Below are 15,360 nucleotides of genomic sequence, written 5' to 3'. Positions count from 1 at the left end.
GGGACGGTTCGCGCGGAGGAAATCGTGAGCGCGCCATTTTAAAGCATCGCGCCGGACGGCTGCCGCGGCGCGGTCGCACGGCACCACGACCGGCGTTCTTTTTCCGATGGACAGCCGCGGATTACCCGATAGAATTTCCCCCGGAATGCCCCGTCGCACGGGCGGCCGAGCCGGCCGGCGGCGGGAATCTGTTCCGTTTGCGCGACACCGGCATGATTTTTTTGTGACGGGGCGCGAATGATGGTAGCGTTCGGGGTTTTCTAGGGGCGGCGCGACGGAATGCGGCGCCATCACGAGGCAGACGGCAGCCGGGCAAGCGGTCCGGCCGAAGGGAGAACGGGATGAAAGCAAAGGTGGCGGGCCGGTTCGCGGCGCTCGCGCTCTGTGTGGGCGCATCGGCGGCAGCAGCGAAGGATACGCAGCTCAATGTCTATAACTGGTCGGACTACATTGCGAAGGACACGATCCCGAACTTCGAGAAGCAGACCGGCGTCAAGGTCCGCTACGACAACTACGACAGCGACGACACGCTGCAGGCGAAACTGCTGACCGGCAGCTCGGGCTACGACATCGTCGTGCCGACCAGCAACTACGCGGGCAAGCAGATCGCGGCCGGCATCTTCACGCCGCTCGACAAGTCGAAGCTGCCGAACCTCAAGTATCTCGATCCGCAGCTAATGGCGCTCGTCGCCGGCGCGGATCCGGGCAACAAGTACGTGGTGCCCTGGGCCTACGGCACGACGGGCCTCGCGTACAACGTCAACAAGGCGCAGCAGGTGCTCGGCAAGGTCGCGCTCGACAACTGGGACATCCTGTTCAAGCCCGAGAACATCTCGAAGCTGAAGACCTGCGGCGTGTCGGTGCTCGACGCGCCCGACCAGATGTTCGCGGCGACGCTGCACTACATCGGCAAGGATCCGATGAGCACGAACCCGGCCGACTACAAGGCCGCGATGGAAGTGCTGAAGAAGATCCGTCCGTACATCACGCAATTCAACTCGTCGGGCTACATCAACGACATGGTCGGCGGCGACATCTGCTTCGCGTTCGGCTGGTCGGGCGACGTCGTGATCGCGAAGCACCGCGCGCTCGAGGCGAAGAAGCCGTACAAGATCGAGTACTACATTCCGAAGGGCGGCGCGCCGGTCTGGTTCGACGTGATGGCGATTCCGAAGGACGCGAAGAACAAGGAAGCCGCGCTGCAGTGGATCAACTACATCGAGGATCCGAAGGTGCATGCGGCGATCACCAACGCCGTGTACTACCCGAGCGCGAACGCCGAAGCCCGCAAGTACGTGCGGCCCGACGTCGCGAACGACCCGGCCGTGTACCCGCCGGCCGACGTCGTGAAGACGCTGTTCCTGCTCAAGCCGCTGCCGGCCGACGTTCAGCGCCTGCAGACGCGTCTGTGGACCGAGCTGAAGTCGGGACGCTGATACGCGCCGCAGTGAAGCCAGCAGTCATCAAGCCCCTGGTGTCCCCGGGGGCTTTGTTCGTTCAAACGCAGGAGAGAAGCAGCAGATCATGAAGAGCCAGTCGAGTCCGCCGGCCACGGGCGCGCCGTCTTTCGTTTCTCCGTCGGGCTCCCCGTCGGGCGCGGACGCACGCGCGGAGAACTTTGTCCAGATCATCGACGTCGTGAAGAAGTTCGGCGACACCGAAGCCGTGCGTAGCGTCAACCTGAGCGTACGCCAGGGCGAACTGTTCGCGCTGCTCGGCAGCTCGGGCTGCGGCAAGTCGACGCTGCTGCGCATGCTTGCCGGCCTCGAGACGGTCACGTCCGGCAAGATCCTGATCGACGGCGAGGACCTCGCGCAGATGCCGCCGTACCGGCGACCCGTGAACATGATGTTCCAGTCGTATGCGCTGTTTCCGCACATGTCGGTCGAGTCGAACGTCGCGTTCGGGCTGAAGCAGGAAGGCACGCCGAAGGCCGAGCTGAAGGAGCGCGTCGCCGCGGCGCTCGATCTCGTGCAGATGGGCAAGTACGCGAAGCGCAAGCCGCACCAGCTGTCGGGCGGCCAGCAGCAGCGCGTCGCGCTCGCGCGCTCGCTGGTCAAGCGCCCGAAGCTGCTGCTGCTCGACGAGCCGATGTCGGCGCTCGACAAGCAGATCCGCCAGCGCACGCAGATCGAGCTCGTCAACATCCTGCACAAGGTCGGCGTGACCTGCATCATGGTCACGCACGACCAGGAAGAGGCGATGACGATGGCGAACCGCCTCGCCGTGATGAGCGAAGGCCAGATCGTGCAGATCGGCTCGCCGAACGAAGTCTACGAATATCCGAACAGCCGCTTCTCGGCGGAATTCATCGGGTCGACGAACCTGTTCGACGGCGTGACGGTCGAGGACGAGCCCGACCACGCGTATATCGAATCGCCGGAGCTGCCGAGCCGGCTGTACGTGAGCCACGGGATCACGGGCCCGCTCGGGATGCCGGTGACGGTATCGGTGCGCCCCGAGCGGATCGCGCTCACGCGCAAGCCGCCCGAGGGCGCGTTCAACTGGGCGCGCGGCGCGATCACGAACGTCGCGTACATGGGCGGCTATTCGCTGTATCACGTGAAGCTCGATGGCGGCAAGACGGTGATCGCGAACGTGTCGAGCCTCGCGATTTCGGAACTCGACACGCCGGCGCTCGGCGACGAGATCTACGTGCGCTGGAGCGCGACGGCAGGGGTGGTGCTGACGTCATGAACGCGCTCAAGTCCCTGCTCGCGTGGCCGGTGCGGCGCTTCAACCTGACGGGCGGCACCGCGGTGGTGGCCGGCCCGTTCACGTGGCTCGTGCTGTTCTTCCTCGTGCCGTTCGTGCTGGTCGTGAAGATCAGCTTCGCGGAGCTGCAGCTCGGCATTCCGCCGTATTCGGAGCTCGCGTCGTACGCGGACGGCGTCGTGCACATCGCGCTGAACCTGTCGCACTACGCGTTCCTGTTGTCGGACAGCCTGTATTTCGCGACGTACGTGAACTCGGTGGTCGTCGCCGCGATCACGACGCTGCTCTGCCTGCTGATCGGCTATCCGATGGCGTACTACATCGCGCGCTCGAATCCGGCTACGCGCAATCTGCTGATGATGGGCGTGATGCTGCCGTTCTGGACGTCGTTCCTGATCCGCGTGTATGCGTGGATCGGGATCCTGAAGAACAACGGCCTGCTGAACAACTTCCTGATGTGGATCGGGCTGATCCACACGCCGATCGAACTGTACCGGACCAACTACGCGGTCTATATCGGCATGGTCTATTCGTATCTGCCGTTCCTCGTGATGCCGCTCTATGCGCATCTCGTGAAGATGGACCTGCGTCTGCTCGAAGCCGCGTACGATCTCGGCGCGAAGCCGTGGAAGGCGTTCGTGCAGATCACGCTGCCGCTGTCGAAGAACGGGATCATCGCGGGCTGCCTGCTCGTGTTCATTCCGGCAGTCGGCGAGTACGTGATCCCCGAACTGCTCGGCGGCGCGAACACGCTGATGATCGGCCGCGTCATGTGGAACGAGTTCTTCAACAACGCAGACTGGCCGATGGCGTCGGCCGTGACCTGCGCGATGGTGCTGCTGCTGCTCGTGCCGATGGCGATGTTCCAGCACTTCCAGGCGAAGGAGCAGGAGGGCCGTCGTCGATGAAACCGAATCGTTATCTGCAGTTCGCCGCGCTGTTTGCCGGGTTCGCGTTCCTGTACATCCCGATCATCAGCCTGATCGTCTACTCGTTCAACGAGTCGAAGCTCGTCACCGTCTGGTCGGGCTTCTCGTTCCGCTGGTATGCGGCGCTCGCCGACGACGATGAACTGCTGACGGCCGCGTGGCTGTCGCTGAAGATCGGCGTGCTGACCGCGTTCGCGTCGGTGATCATCGGCACGTGGGCCGGCTTCGTGCTCGCGCGGATGGGGCGCTTTCGCGGCTTCGCGCTGTTCAGCGGGATGATCAACGCGCCGCTCGTGATTCCCGAAGTGATTCAGGGGATCTCGCTGCTGCTGCTGTTCATCGAACTCGCGAAATGGATCGGCTGGCCGGCCGAGCGCGGCATCTTCACGATCTGGCTCGGCCACGTGATGCTGTGCATCTCGTACGTCGCGATCATCGTGCAGTCGCGCGTGCGCGAGCTGAATCCGTCGCTGGAAGAGGCCGCGCTCGATCTCGGCGCGACGCCGCTGAAGGTGTTCTTCACGATCACGCTGCCGCTGATCTCGCAGGCGCTGATCGCGGGCTGGCTGCTGTCGTTCACGCTGTCGATCGACGATCTGGTGCTGTCGGCGTTCCTCTCGGGCCCCGGCTCGACGACGCTGCCGCTCGTCGTGTTCTCGCGCGTGCGCCTCGGCCTGAATCCGGAGATGAACGCGCTCGCGACGCTGTTCATCATCGCGGTGACGATCGGTGTCGTCGTTGCGAACTTCGTGATGCTGCGGCAGGAGCGCAAGCGGATGGCGGCGTTCGCGACGGCCTGATCCGAACGTTGCGATCGCAACGAACCACGCCCGGTGCCGATATCGATCGGCCCGGGCGTTGTCTTTTATTGCGTGCGGCCGCGGCTCACGCGCCGAACGTGGCCTTGGCGAGCAGCCCGAGCGCGACGCAGACGAGCACCGCCGCGAAGCCCGCCTGCACATGCCGCGCGGACAGGTGCCGCGACGCGCCGCGGCCGGCCGCCATCCCGAGCGCGGTCGCGACCGTAAACCACAGCATCACGTCGAGCGCGGCGTGCGTGCCGGCCGCGAGCGTCGCGAACACGCCGCCCGTGCCGACGAGCGCGATTACCATCAGCGACGTCGCGACGATGCCGTGCATCGACACGTTGGTGAACTTGCGCAGCATCGGCACGATCACGAAGCCGCCGCCGACGCCGAGCAGGCCCGTCATCAGCCCCGTCACCGCGCCCGTCGATGCGAGCGCGAGGCCGACGGGCCAGGACCACACGAGACGGCCCGTGTCGGGATTCACGCGGCCGACGCAGAGCGGCGAAAGCTGCGCGTCGGCCGCCGGCTGCCGCAGCGCCTGGCGCAGCAGGCGCGCGGCGACGGCCAGCATCGTCAGCGCGAACAGCGCGAGCAGCACGCGTTGCGGCAACACATGCGCGAGGCGGGCGCCGAGCGTCGTCAGCGGCACGCCGGCCACGGCCATCAAGAGCGCCGCCCGATAGCGGACGAGCCCGCGGCGAAAGCCTTCGAGCGCGCCGAGCGCGGCGCTGCCGGCCACCGCGACGAGCGCGACGGGCGTCGCCTGCTGCATCGGCCAGCCCATGCCGACGACGAGCGCGGGCACCGCGAGAATGCCGCCGCCGGCGCCGGTCAGACCGAGCACCGCGCCGACGCAGCCGCCGAGTAGGAGAGAAACCAGCATGATCGGATTCCGTCGAACGCGCGGCGCTTAGCGCACGATCGCGGGCTGCGCGAGCCATTCGCGGCCCTTCAGCATCGCGTCCCAGTACAGCGGCGGCAGCACGCGCGCCTTCAGCAGCCAGGCGAGCCGCGACGGGCGCCGGCCGTCGAGCAGCCAGGCAGGGAAGGTCGGCGCGACCTTGCCGCCGTACAGGAATTCGGCGAGCACGATCTTGCCGCGTTCGACCGTCAGCGGGCACGAGCCGTAGCCGTCGTAGGCCGCTTCGCCGGCCGCGCGGCCGAGCGATGCGAGCACGTTGTGCGCGACGACGGGCGCCTGCTTGCGCGCGGCCGCCGCGGTCTTCGCGTTCGTCGTGTTGGTCACGTCGCCGAGCGCGAAGATGTCCGCGTAGCGGCGGTGGCGCAGCGTCGCCGGATCGACGTCGACCCAGCCGGCGGCGTCCGCCAGCGCGCTCGTGCGCACGAAATCGGGTGCCTTCTGCGGCGGCACGACGTGGATCATGTCGAACGCGCGGACGACCGCTTCGGTGCCGCCGTCGGGCAGTGTGCGCACGAACGTCGCGCGGCGCGCGGGGCCGTCGATCGCGACGAGGTTGTGGCCGAACGACAGCGCGATCCCGTAGCGCTTCACGTACGCCATCAGCGCGGGCACGTAGTCGGCAACGCCGAACAGCGCGTTGCCGGCATTGAGGAACTCGACGTGAGCGGCGCCCAGTCGTCCCGTGCGCAGCCAGTGATCACAGGACAGATACATGGCCTTCTGCGGCGCGCCCGCGCACTTGATCGGCATCGGCGGCTGCGTGAACAGCGCGTTGCCGCCGCGAAATGCCTGCACGAGCTGCCACGTGTACGGCGCGAGGTCGTAGCGGTAATTCGACGTGACGCCGTTGCGGCCGAGCGTGTCGGCGAGACCGTCGATCGCCTGCCAGTCGAGCTTGAGCCCCGCACAGACGATGAGTTTGCCGTAGCCGATGCGCCGGCCGTCGTCGAGCACGACCGCATGCGCGTCGGGTTCGAACGCGGCGACCGCCGCACGGATGCGCTGCACGCCGCGCGGCAGCACGTCGGCGATCGCGCGCGCAGTCGTGCCGGCCTCGAAAACGCCCGCGCCGACCATCGTCCAGCCCGGCTGGTAGTAGTGGACGTCGGCCGGATCGACGATCGCGATGTCGAGCGTGCGCTCGCGCGCAAGCAAGCTCGATGCGACCGCGATGCCCGCCGCACCGGCGCCGACGATCACGATCTCGTGGCGCGCGTCGGGCGCGTGCGTCGCGTCGGCGGTCCCGCCTGCAAGCCGCGGCGCGAGCGCGGCGAGGTCGTAGCCCGCCGCGGCGGCCGTCGCGACGATGTCGTCGGCGCGCATGCGGCCTGCCTGCGACAGCGCCCATAGCGTCGCCGAGCGCGTGCCGGTGCGGCAGTACGCGAGCGTCGGGCCGACGGCCGACGCGAGCAGTGCGCGGAACTGCGCGACGTGGTCGTCGGTGATCCTGCCCGGTTCGACCGGCAGATGGTGGACCGCGATGCCGAGCGGCGCGGCGGCCGCGCGGATCTCGGCGAGGTCGGGCTGGTCGGCGCTTTCGCGGTCCGGACGGTTGCAGACGATCGTGCGGATGCCGGCGGCGTGCAGCGCGGGCAGGTCGGCCACGGCAATCTGTGGGGACACGGCGAGCGTGTCGGTCAGCGTGCGAAGAGTCATGTCGGGGTTCTCGTTTGAAGGGCGCGTCGGCTCTCAGATCGCGTCGAGCGGGATCTTCAGATAGCGCACGCCGTTGTTTTCGGGTTCGGGCAGATGGCCGGCGCGCATGTTGACCTGCACGGACGGCAGCATCAGCACCGGCATCTCGAGCGTCGCGTCGCGTGCGGTGCGCATCGCGACGAAGTCGTCCTCGGTCACGCCGTCCTTCACGTGCACGTTCGCGCGGCGCTGCTCGGCGACGGTCGTCACGAACTGCACGTCGCGCCCGCCCGGCTGGTAGTCGTGGCACAGATAGAGCCGCGTGTCGGGCGGCAGCGCGAGCACGCGCGCGATCGAGCGGTACAGCGTGCGCGCGTCGCCGCCCGGAAAATCGCAGCGGGCGGTGCCGTAGTCGGGCATGAAGAGCGTATCGCCGACGAATGCCGCACGCTGCGTCGCGTCGTCGACGCAGTAGGTCATGCAGGCGGGCGTATGGCCGGGCGTATGCAGCGCGCGGATCGTCAGCGTGCCGAGCACGAGCGTGTCGCCGTCGTCGAGCAGCGCGTCGAACTGGCTGCCGTCGCGCGCGAAGCCGGGGCCCGCATTGAAGAGGTCGCCGAACACGTGCTGCACGCGCCGCACCTGCGCGCCGATCGCGATCCGCCCGCCGACGCGCGCCTTCAGGTACGGCGCGGCCGACAGGTGATCGGCATGCACGTGCGTCTCGAGCAGCCAATGGACGGTCGCGCCGAGCTCGGCGACGCGCGCGATCAGCCGATCGGCGCTGTCCGTGCGCGTGCGGCCGGACTTCGGGTCGTAATCGAGCACGCTGTCGATCAGCGCGCAGGCGCGCGTCGCGGTGTCGAGCAGCAGATAGCTGACGGTGTGGGTCGCCGGGTCGAAAAAGCCTTCGACCGCCAGGCCGGCAGAGTGCGTCACGGGAATGTCCTCGAACGGTGGATGGAGCAACGGCGATCCATGGCTCAAGAACCGTGCCAGCGAGCAGGGCGGCGCTCGCCGTCCAAGCAGGTCCTTGATTGCGCACAGGTTTTCGGCGCGCGCGAGGCGGCGCGTGGACGTCGCCGCGCCAGGGCCGGCGCGGCTTGCTGCCACGCGTGGCAGTCGTGTGGCAGAATTGGCAGTCCTTGTGGCAGCTCCGGCCGAGCGCGCTGGCTCGTCGCGGCCGCCGCATCCTCCGATCGATCCCCCGGAATCCCGATGAATCCGCACGACACCATTCCGATCGTTCCCGTGCCGCCGCACGCGCCGGCGCTCGCGCCCGACGTGCGTGCGCTCGTCGCCTATCTCGAACACGATCCGCAGCCGATGATCGTCGTCGATCCCGACTACCGGATCCTCGCGGCGAACGGCGCGTACCGGCGGCAGTTCGGCGTCGCGGGCGTCGAGCACGTCGGCCGGCACTGTTTTCAGGTATCGCACCACTACGACGTGCCGTGCGACCAGGCCGGCGAGCACTGCCCGATGAAGCGCGCGAAGGCGCTGCGCGGCCTCGATCGCGTGCTGCATATTCATCACACGCCGCGCGGGCCCGAGCACGTCGACGTCGAGCTGCGGCCGATCTTCGACGCAGGCGGCGACGTGATCGCATACGTCGAGCGGCTGACGACCGTGCGCAGCGCGTCGGCGCAGCCGAGCGCGGAAGGGCTCGTCGGCAGCGCGGAGTCGTTCAATGCGGCGCTCGGCGCGCTGCAGCGCGTCGCCCCGTCGACGCTGCCGGTGCTGCTGCTCGGCGAATCGGGCACCGGCAAGGAATTGTTCGCGCGTGCGCTGCACGAGGCGAGCGATCGCGCGATGGGGCCGTTCGTCGTCGTCGATTGTTCGGGAATTGCCGAAACGCTGTTCGAGAGCGAACTGTTCGGCTACGAGAAGGGTGCATTTACGGGCGCGAACCAGCGCAAGCCGGGCCTCGTCGAGACGGCGCAGGGCGGCACGCTGTTTCTCGACGAGATCGGCGACGTGCCGCTGCCGATGCAGGTGAAGCTGCTGCGGCTGATCGAGTCGGGCACGTTCCGGCGCGTCGGCGGCGTCGAGACGCTGCGCGCCGATTTCCGGCTCGTCGCGGCCACGCACAAGCCGCTGCGCGAGATGATCGCCGACGGCCGGTTCCGGCAGGATCTGTATTACCGGATCAACGCGTTTCCGATCGCGCTGCCCGCGCTGCGCGAGCGGCGCGGCGACGTCGCGCTGCTCGCCGAATCGATCCTGCGGCGCATCGCGAACGCGCGGGCCGGCGCGGCGACGGACGCCGGCGCGCGGCCGTGCGTGCTGAGCGAACGCGCGCTCGCGTGCCTCGACGCCTATGCGTGGCCCGGCAACATCCGGGAACTGCGCAACGTGCTCGAGCGCGCATGCCTGTTCGCGGACGACGGCACGATCCGCGTCGAGCACTTGCCGCCCGAACTCGTGGCGGCCGCGGATGCACCGCGCGACGGCACGCGCGCGGCCGGCGCGACGACGGACGCCGAACTCGCGCGCATCGCGGCGGAATTCGGCGGCACGCGCAAGGCGCTCGCCGAACGCGTCGGCATCAGCGAGCGGACGCTTTACCGGCGGCTGAAGGCGCTTGGAAGCACGTTCGGCGATAAAAAATCACATTGCGACAACAATTAATTATCGTTTTACGATAATTCTTGGCGTACAATCGGCGCATCTTCCACGCTCGTCGAGGCAAACCATGCACACCGATCGCATCGCCCGCATCAGCCAGCGGATGGCTGCCGTTACGTTGTGGTTCATCGTCGGCATGTTGGCGTTGAACGCCGCATGCTGGGTTTTCCCGTCGCTGAACGCGACGCATGCCGGGCCCGGTTTCGTGTTCGGTCTGACCGACTCGGTGATGTCCGGCCTGCAGGTCGACGTCGCCGCGTTCCCGTGGTGGCAGAAGGCGGTCGGCATCGTGCTGTCGAGCGTGCCGCTCGTCGCGCTCGCGAACGGCCTTCATCATCTGCGCCAGCTGTTTCGCACGTACGCGCGCCGCGACTATTTCTCCGCGCAGGCAGCCGGCCATCTCGGCAAGACCGGGCGCGCGATCGGGATGTGGGTATTGCTCAGCGTGCTGTGCGAACCGCTGCTGACCGTGTGGGCGACGATGCGCGAGCCGGCCGGGCATCGCGTCGTCAGCGTCGGCTTTACGCTGCCGTACGTCGTCGCGCTGTTTACCGCCGCGTGCATCGCGGTCATCGCGCACATCCTGCGGCAGGCGAGCGAACTCGACGCCGAACATCGGCAATTCGTCTGAGGCGCGCGATGACGATCGTGGTCAAGCTCGACGTGATGCTCGCGACCCGCAAGGTTCGCTCGAAGGACCTCGCGGCGGCCGTCGGCATCACCGAACAGAATCTGTCGCTGCTCAAGCAGGGGAAGGTCAAGGGCATCCGCTTCGCGACGCTCGAGGCGATCTGCCGCTATCTCGACTGCCAGCCGGGCGACCTGCTGGCGTTCACCGATGACGGCGGCGAGCCGGATTGACGCGTCGTCGCTGCGAGCGGGGGAAGCGCGGCGGCTGCGGCGGCCGCACGTCGTCGCGCTGGCCTGTGTCGCGGCTCTGTCGCTGCACGTGCTCGGATGGTTCGTGCTGCAATGGACGTCGAGCGCGGCCGGCACGGCTCGACCGAAAGTCGATGCGTCCGCACGGATCGCGCTGAGCGTCAGGTTGATTCCTGAGATGCCGCCGGCGCCGCGTTCGCCGCCGTTACCGCATGCGGCCGCGCGTATCGCGCCCGACGCCGGCACGCGCGGCACCGCTCGATCGGCACGACGTTCTGCGGTCGCACCGAACGCGCGTAACACGACGCGTTCGCTTGCCAATGATGCGACGGGCGCGCATGTCGCCACGAACGCCGCGCTGGAGCGACCCGAGCAACGCGCCGACGCTCGCGCTGCGCCCGATGTCGACTGGTCGCGCGATCTGGCGACGATCGGTAGCGCGGGTGCGGTCGGTCGCAGCGCGGCGCAGGCGACGGTGAACGCACTGGGCGCCTCGGCGGCAAGCGCGGCACCGCGTCGTCCTACCGTCGATGCGACGCTGGCGTCCGGCATGTCGAACGCGCGGCGCGCCGATTGCCGGAACGCGTATGCGGGCGCCGGGCTGCTCGCGCTGCCGATGCTCGCGCTCGACGCGGTGCGCGATACGGGCTGCAAGTGGTGAAGCGCGTGGCCCGCTTGCGCGTTCTTGCAAGCGGGCCGCGCGACGAATGCCGGCCGATGCGCCGTACCGCGCCGCCCGTCACATGCCGGCCGCAACGGCGATGCGTCGCCGCCGGCACGGACGTCACGGCAACACGCACGGCACGCAACTCAGGCACGGCACGCACGTCACGACGCGCACACCGCCGTCGGCGCCGACCGCTCAGCGCACCGGCGCGAGCTGCGCGATCGCCGCGCGCATGAAGCCGAGCAGCGTGTCGTCGACCCACGCGTCCTTCATCAGCGCCGGCTCATTCGCCATCGCGTCGCGGAATTTCGCGTGCGTGGCCGGATCGTTGCCCGCGTAGCTGCGGAACAGGTCGAGCCAGCGTTGCGCGAGCGCGCGGCCCTCCGGCGAGTCGGGCTGCTTGCCGGCCTCGAGCGCATCGCGCACGTCGGCCACCAGCTGCGGCCATTCCATCGCGCGTTGCCCGTAGTGCGCACGCATGAAGCGGATCTCGTCCGGATTCAGATACTTCTCGAAGATCCGCATCTTCGTTTCGGCCACGGCCTTCAGCACGTAGTCGCGCAATTCGGTCGAAATGCCGATCTTCGACTGCATCGACGGCTCGCGCTCGTGCATCACGTTCAGCTTCGCGAGCAGCCGCGGGTCGCCGGCGGTGTCGCGCACGAGCTGCGTCATCCAGCGATCGGCGAGCGCGCGCACGCGGTCGTCCTCCGGCGGCACGCCCGCATCGTGCAGCGCGCGCACGTCGGCGACGAGCGCGATCCACTCCGCATCGCCGGTCTGGCTCTTGCGGTACATCGGCATGCGCGCGAGTTCTTCATCGGAAAAATATTTGTCGTACACGGTCATCAACTCCAGTGTGGTGAGCCAATCGGACAGCTCCGGCTCCGTGCCCGCGGCGAGCTGCGCATGCAGACTCACGAGCCGCTCGCGCAACTGCGACGCTTGCGCGAGCTGACGGTCGAGCGACGCGATCTGCTTCGCGACGAGATCGACGAGCGGGGTGCCGGGCTGGTTCAGGTAATCGCCGATTTCGGCCAGCGACAGTCCGAAGCGACGCAGCGCCTGGATCTGGTGGAGCCGCGCGACGTCGTCGCGGTCGTACAGCCGGTAGCCGTTGTCGGCGCGCGCCGAAGGCGTCAGCAGGCCGATCGCGTGATAGTGATGAAGCGTGCGGACGGTCAGCCCGCTGCGTTTCGCCAGTTCTCCCACTTTCAGCCGCATGTTTCCCTCCGTTCGATGCGCACACTGGAGTGTCGAACGTTACGCTACGTGAGGGTCAAGCGGAAGTTCGAACGTCGGGCGCACCGGATGAGGCCGCGTGCGCCCGACGCAAGCCCGCGTCATTGCGCGGACGCAGCGACGCCGTTCGCGGCAGCGCGCGCTTGCGGGCTGCCGGCGGTGTCGGCGGCCTTGTCGAGCGGCGGCGTGCCCATCGCCTGATAGAGCCGCGCGGTGTCCGCGAGCCGCGCGCCGGTCGCGCGGATTTCGTCGAGCCGCGCATTCCGGTACTGCAGCTCGCTCGCGCGCGCCGCGGACGGCGGCAGCGCGCCGAGCCGCACGCGGGCGGCCGCGTCGTCGTACGCGCCGCGCGCGGCCAGCGCCGCCCGCGACGACGCGTCGAGCGCTTCGGCATCGTGCTCGATCGCGGCGAGCGAGTCGGCGACGTTCTGGAACGCGGCGAGCACCGTCTGCCGGTACTGGTCGACCGCGGCTTCGTAGCTCGCCTTCGCCGCGCGGCGCTGCGCGAGCAGCGCGCCGCCGTGGAAGATCGGCTGGCTCAGCGACGCGCCGACGTTCCAGATCGCGCCGGCGCCCGACAGCATCGTCGGCCAGCTGAATCCGCCTTTGCCCATCGCGGCGGACAGCGACAGCTGCGGGAACAGCTGCGCGGTCGCGACGCCGACTTCGGCTGCGGCCGCTTTCAGCCCCGCGTCGGCCGCCTGGATGTCGGGGCGGCTTTGCAGCAGATCGGACGGCACGACGACAGGCACCTGCTCGGGCAGGTGCAGATCGGCGAGTGCGAGATCGGCCGGCGGCCGGTCCGGCGTGCGGCCGATCAGCACCGCGAGCGCGTGGCGCGCGGAGTCGCGCTGCTGGCGCAGCGCGGGCAGGCTCGCGGCGAACGTGTCGGCGCTTTGCCGTGCGTTCAGCGCGTCGCCGCGCGACGCCGCGCCGAGCGCGTGGCGGCGTTCGGCATCGCGCGCCTGGTCGTTCGCGAGCGCGACGAGCCGCTCGGTCGTGTCGATCTGCGCATTGAGCACCGACACCGTGATCGACGCGGTCACGATGTTTGCGGCGAGCGCGCGGCGCGCGGATTCGAGCTGGAACGCGCTGACGTCGACGCGCTTTCCGAGCGCGCGATTCGCGAAGCGTGCGGCGCCGAACAGGTCGACCGTGTAGCTCGCCTGCAGCTGCCCGACGAACGTGTCGTACAGCAGCGTCGGCGCGCCGAGCGCCGGAATCGGCACGCCGAGCGCGCGCTGGCGCGTCGCCTGGCCGCCCGCGTCGATCGACGGCAGCAGCGAGCTGCCGATCTGCGCACGCAGCTGCTCGCGCGCGGCGTCCAGCGAATGCGCGGCCGCCGCGAGCGTCGGGCTGTTGCGCAACCCTTCGTCGACGAGCGCGTTCAGCGCATCGGAACGGTACTGTTTCCACCAGTCGGGCACCGGCTGCGCGCCGACCTCGAATCGTTGCGCGACGCCGTGCGCGGCAACGGTCTGCTCAGCCTGCGGCGCGGCGCCGTAATGCGCGGGCGACGGCATCGCGGGCGGCGCGCCGCTCGGCGCGAACGCGCTGCAGCCGGCAAGCGGGCCGGCGACACTCGCGACGGCGAGCGCGCGCACGACTTTCGTTTTCAGGTTCATCGACGATTCCATGGTCAAGCTCCCGACGGCGCGCCATGCGGCGGGCCGTCCTGCGGATCGCGTTCGTCGCGCTTCACGCGGAACCAGGTCGCGTACAGCGCGGGCAGGTAGAACAGCGTCAGCACGGTTGCGCTCGTGATGCCGCCCATCAGCGCGGTGGCCATCGGCCCGAAGAAGTTCGAGCGCAGCAGCGGAATCAGCGCGAGCACGGCCGCCGCGGCGGTCAGCGTGATCGGCCGGAAGCGCCGCACGGTCGCGCCGACGATCGCATCGAAGCGGCCGTGACCGGCCGCGATGTCCTGCTCGATCTGGTCGACGAGAATCACCGAGTTGCGCATGATGATCCCGAACATCGCGATCACGCCGAGCATCGCGACGAAGCCGAACGGCTGGCCGAACAGCAGCAGCGTGCCCACCACGCCGATCAGCCCGAGCGGCGCGGTCAGCACGACCATCAGCACGCGCGAGAAGCTTTGCAGCTGGATCATCAGCAGCGTGAACACGGCGATCGCCATCAGCGGCATCTGCGCATTGATCGAGGCCTGAGCCTTCGCGCTTTCCTCGACCGAGCCGCCGATCTCGATTCGGTAGCCGACCGGCAGCTGCGCGCGCAGCGCGTTCAGCTTGCCGTCGATCGCGTGCGTGACGTCGATGCCTTGTGCGCCCGCGCGCACGTCCGACTGCACGGTAATCGTCGGCTGGCGGTCGCGCTCCCAGATCACGCCGTATTCGAGCGTCGGCGTGAAGCGGCCGAGCGAGCCGAGCGGCACCGCGCCGTTCGGCGTCGGCATCGCGAGGCCGGCGAGCTTCGCGGGATCGACGCGGTCGGGCTGCGCCGCGCGCAGGTCGACGGCGATCAGCTTGTCGCGTTCGCGATACTGCGTGACGGTCGTGCCGGACAGCGTCATCGCGAGGAAGCTCGACACGTCCTGCGACGTGACGTTCAGCTCGCGCGCCTTCTTCTGGTCGAGCTCGAAGCGCACCGAGCGCTCGGCCGGCTCGTCCCAGTCGAACTGCACGTTGACCGTGCGCGCATCGCCGCGCATCGTCGCCGCGACCTTGTCGGCGATCGAGCGGACCGTCGCGATGTCGTCGCCGCTCACGCGGAACTGCACGGGGTAGCCGACGGGCGGCCCGTTCTCGAGCCGCGACAGCCGCCAGCGCACGGCCGGGAAACGGTCGCGCAGCGTCGTTTCGAGCCAACTCGCGAGTTTTTCGCGATCCTCGACCGATTTCGCGGTGATCACGAACTGCGCGAAGTTCGGCAGTTGCAGCTGCTGATCGAGCGGCAGATAGAAACGCGGCGCGC

General features: G+C 68.8%; 14 protein-coding genes. 8 read left to right on the top strand and 6 right to left on the bottom strand.

What is annotated here, in order from left to right; genetic code table 11:
• Nucleotides 1-341: 341 nt before the first annotated feature.
• The 4 genes from ACSHSS_RS30940 (at nucleotide 342) to ACSHSS_RS30925 (ending at nucleotide 4,444) form a co-directional block, all read left to right on the top strand.
• A complete protein-coding gene (locus tag ACSHSS_RS30940) occupies nucleotides 342-1,436 on the top strand; it encodes a polyamine ABC transporter substrate-binding protein (RefSeq protein WP_445546035.1) in 1,095 nt (364 codons plus the stop codon).
• 88 nt (nucleotides 1,437-1,524) lie between these two features.
• Nucleotides 1,525-2,697 (top strand): ABC transporter ATP-binding protein, encoded by a 1,173-nt coding sequence (locus ACSHSS_RS30935; protein WP_445546034.1) that lies wholly within the window; start codon nucleotides 1,525-1,527, stop codon nucleotides 2,695-2,697.
• Nucleotides 2,694-3,623, top strand: a complete 930-nt coding sequence (locus tag ACSHSS_RS30930; protein WP_006399994.1) for an ABC transporter permease subunit — start codon at nucleotides 2,694-2,696, stop codon at nucleotides 3,621-3,623. The genes ACSHSS_RS30935 and ACSHSS_RS30930 overlap by 4 nt, the downstream gene beginning before the upstream one ends.
• On the top strand, nucleotides 3,620-4,444 hold the full coding sequence (locus ACSHSS_RS30925; RefSeq protein WP_261540802.1) for an ABC transporter permease subunit: 825 nt from the start codon (nucleotides 3,620-3,622) through the stop codon (nucleotides 4,442-4,444). Before ACSHSS_RS30930 ends, ACSHSS_RS30925 begins: the two co-directional genes overlap by 4 nt.
• A gap of 85 nt (nucleotides 4,445-4,529) precedes the next feature.
• Here ACSHSS_RS30925 and ACSHSS_RS30920 read toward each other — a convergent pair whose 3' ends face one another.
• Genes ACSHSS_RS30920 through ACSHSS_RS30910 form a run of 3 tightly spaced genes read right to left on the bottom strand, consistent with a single transcriptional unit; the run spans nucleotide 4,530 to nucleotide 7,949 of the window.
• A complete protein-coding gene (locus ACSHSS_RS30920; protein WP_445546033.1) occupies nucleotides 4,530-5,336 on the bottom strand; it encodes a sulfite exporter TauE/SafE family protein in 807 nt (268 codons plus the stop codon).
• Between the two features lie 27 nt (nucleotides 5,337-5,363).
• A complete protein-coding gene (locus tag ACSHSS_RS30915; protein ID WP_445546032.1) occupies nucleotides 5,364-7,031 on the bottom strand; it encodes a TIGR01244 family sulfur transferase in 1,668 nt (555 codons plus the stop codon).
• A 33-nt stretch (nucleotides 7,032-7,064) separates the two neighbouring features.
• The gene (locus ACSHSS_RS30910) at nucleotides 7,065-7,949 is read right to left on the bottom strand and encodes an MBL fold metallo-hydrolase (RefSeq protein WP_006399998.1); all 885 of its coding nucleotides are present in this window, start codon (nucleotides 7,947-7,949) and stop codon (nucleotides 7,065-7,067) included.
• A gap of 279 nt (nucleotides 7,950-8,228) precedes the next feature.
• On the opposite strand from ACSHSS_RS30910, the gene ACSHSS_RS30905 reads away from it, so the two are divergent.
• From ACSHSS_RS30905 to ACSHSS_RS30890, 4 genes are all read left to right on the top strand, one after another.
• Nucleotides 8,229-9,641 (top strand): sigma-54 interaction domain-containing protein, encoded by a 1,413-nt coding sequence (locus tag ACSHSS_RS30905; protein ID WP_175794592.1) that lies wholly within the window; start codon nucleotides 8,229-8,231, stop codon nucleotides 9,639-9,641.
• Nucleotides 9,642-9,705: 64 nt separating this feature from the next.
• Complete coding sequence (locus ACSHSS_RS30900; protein ID WP_175794594.1) at nucleotides 9,706-10,269, top strand: DUF2975 domain-containing protein; 564 nt, start codon at nucleotides 9,706-9,708, stop codon at nucleotides 10,267-10,269.
• 8 nt (nucleotides 10,270-10,277) lie between these two features.
• Entirely contained in the window at nucleotides 10,278-10,499 is a 222-nt protein-coding gene (locus ACSHSS_RS30895) for a helix-turn-helix domain-containing protein (RefSeq protein WP_035972324.1), read from the top strand.
• Nucleotides 10,477-11,178: a hypothetical protein gene (locus tag ACSHSS_RS30890; RefSeq protein ID WP_105840476.1), complete on the top strand. Its 702-nt coding sequence runs from the start codon at nucleotides 10,477-10,479 to the stop codon at nucleotides 11,176-11,178. Before ACSHSS_RS30895 ends, ACSHSS_RS30890 begins: the two co-directional genes overlap by 23 nt.
• A gap of 201 nt (nucleotides 11,179-11,379) precedes the next feature.
• Here ACSHSS_RS30890 and ACSHSS_RS30885 read toward each other — a convergent pair whose 3' ends face one another.
• The 3 genes from ACSHSS_RS30885 to ACSHSS_RS30875 all read right to left on the bottom strand — a co-directional run.
• On the bottom strand, nucleotides 11,380-12,408 hold the full coding sequence (locus ACSHSS_RS30885) for a MerR family transcriptional regulator (protein WP_445546031.1): 1,029 nt from the start codon (nucleotides 12,406-12,408) through the stop codon (nucleotides 11,380-11,382).
• A 119-nt stretch (nucleotides 12,409-12,527) separates the two neighbouring features.
• Nucleotides 12,528-14,063 (bottom strand): efflux transporter outer membrane subunit, encoded by a 1,536-nt coding sequence (locus ACSHSS_RS30880; protein ID WP_445546030.1) that lies wholly within the window; start codon nucleotides 14,061-14,063, stop codon nucleotides 12,528-12,530.
• Nucleotides 14,064-14,065: 2 nt separating this feature from the next.
• The coding region (locus tag ACSHSS_RS30875; protein ID WP_445546029.1) for an efflux RND transporter permease subunit at nucleotides 14,066-15,360 on the bottom strand (1,295 nt) is incomplete at its 5' end.

Source organism: Burkholderia sp. BC1, from assembly GCF_052683555.1.
Note: the sequence above shows the minus strand (reverse complement) of the source record. Positions and strands in the feature narration are given on the sequence as shown.

Bases quoted from the DNA above. Each gene is read 5' to 3' on its own strand.
- ACSHSS_RS30915 (WP_445546032.1), bottom strand. From the start codon at position 7,031: ATGACTCTTCGCACGCTGACCGACACGCTCGCCGTGTCCCCACAGATT.
- ACSHSS_RS30935 (WP_445546034.1), top strand. From the start codon at position 1,525: ATGAAGAGCCAGTCGAGTCCGCCGGCCACGGGCGCGCCGTCTTTCGTT.
- ACSHSS_RS30900 (WP_175794594.1), top strand. From the start codon at position 9,706: ATGCACACCGATCGCATCGCCCGCATCAGCCAGCGGATGGCTGCCGTT.
- ACSHSS_RS30930 (WP_006399994.1), top strand. From the start codon at position 2,694: ATGAACGCGCTCAAGTCCCTGCTCGCGTGGCCGGTGCGGCGCTTCAAC.
- ACSHSS_RS30905 (WP_175794592.1), top strand. From the start codon at position 8,229: ATGAATCCGCACGACACCATTCCGATCGTTCCCGTGCCGCCGCACGCG.
- ACSHSS_RS30895 (WP_035972324.1), top strand. From the start codon at position 10,278: ATGACGATCGTGGTCAAGCTCGACGTGATGCTCGCGACCCGCAAGGTT.
- ACSHSS_RS30880 (WP_445546030.1), bottom strand. From the start codon at position 14,063: ATGGAATCGTCGATGAACCTGAAAACGAAAGTCGTGCGCGCGCTCGCC.
- ACSHSS_RS30925 (WP_261540802.1), top strand. From the start codon at position 3,620: ATGAAACCGAATCGTTATCTGCAGTTCGCCGCGCTGTTTGCCGGGTTC.
- ACSHSS_RS30890 (WP_105840476.1), top strand. From the start codon at position 10,477: ATGACGGCGGCGAGCCGGATTGACGCGTCGTCGCTGCGAGCGGGGGAA.
- ACSHSS_RS30940 (WP_445546035.1), top strand. From the start codon at position 342: ATGAAAGCAAAGGTGGCGGGCCGGTTCGCGGCGCTCGCGCTCTGTGTG.
- ACSHSS_RS30920 (WP_445546033.1), bottom strand. From the start codon at position 5,336: ATGCTGGTTTCTCTCCTACTCGGCGGCTGCGTCGGCGCGGTGCTCGGT.
- ACSHSS_RS30885 (WP_445546031.1), bottom strand. From the start codon at position 12,408: ATGCGGCTGAAAGTGGGAGAACTGGCGAAACGCAGCGGGCTGACCGTC.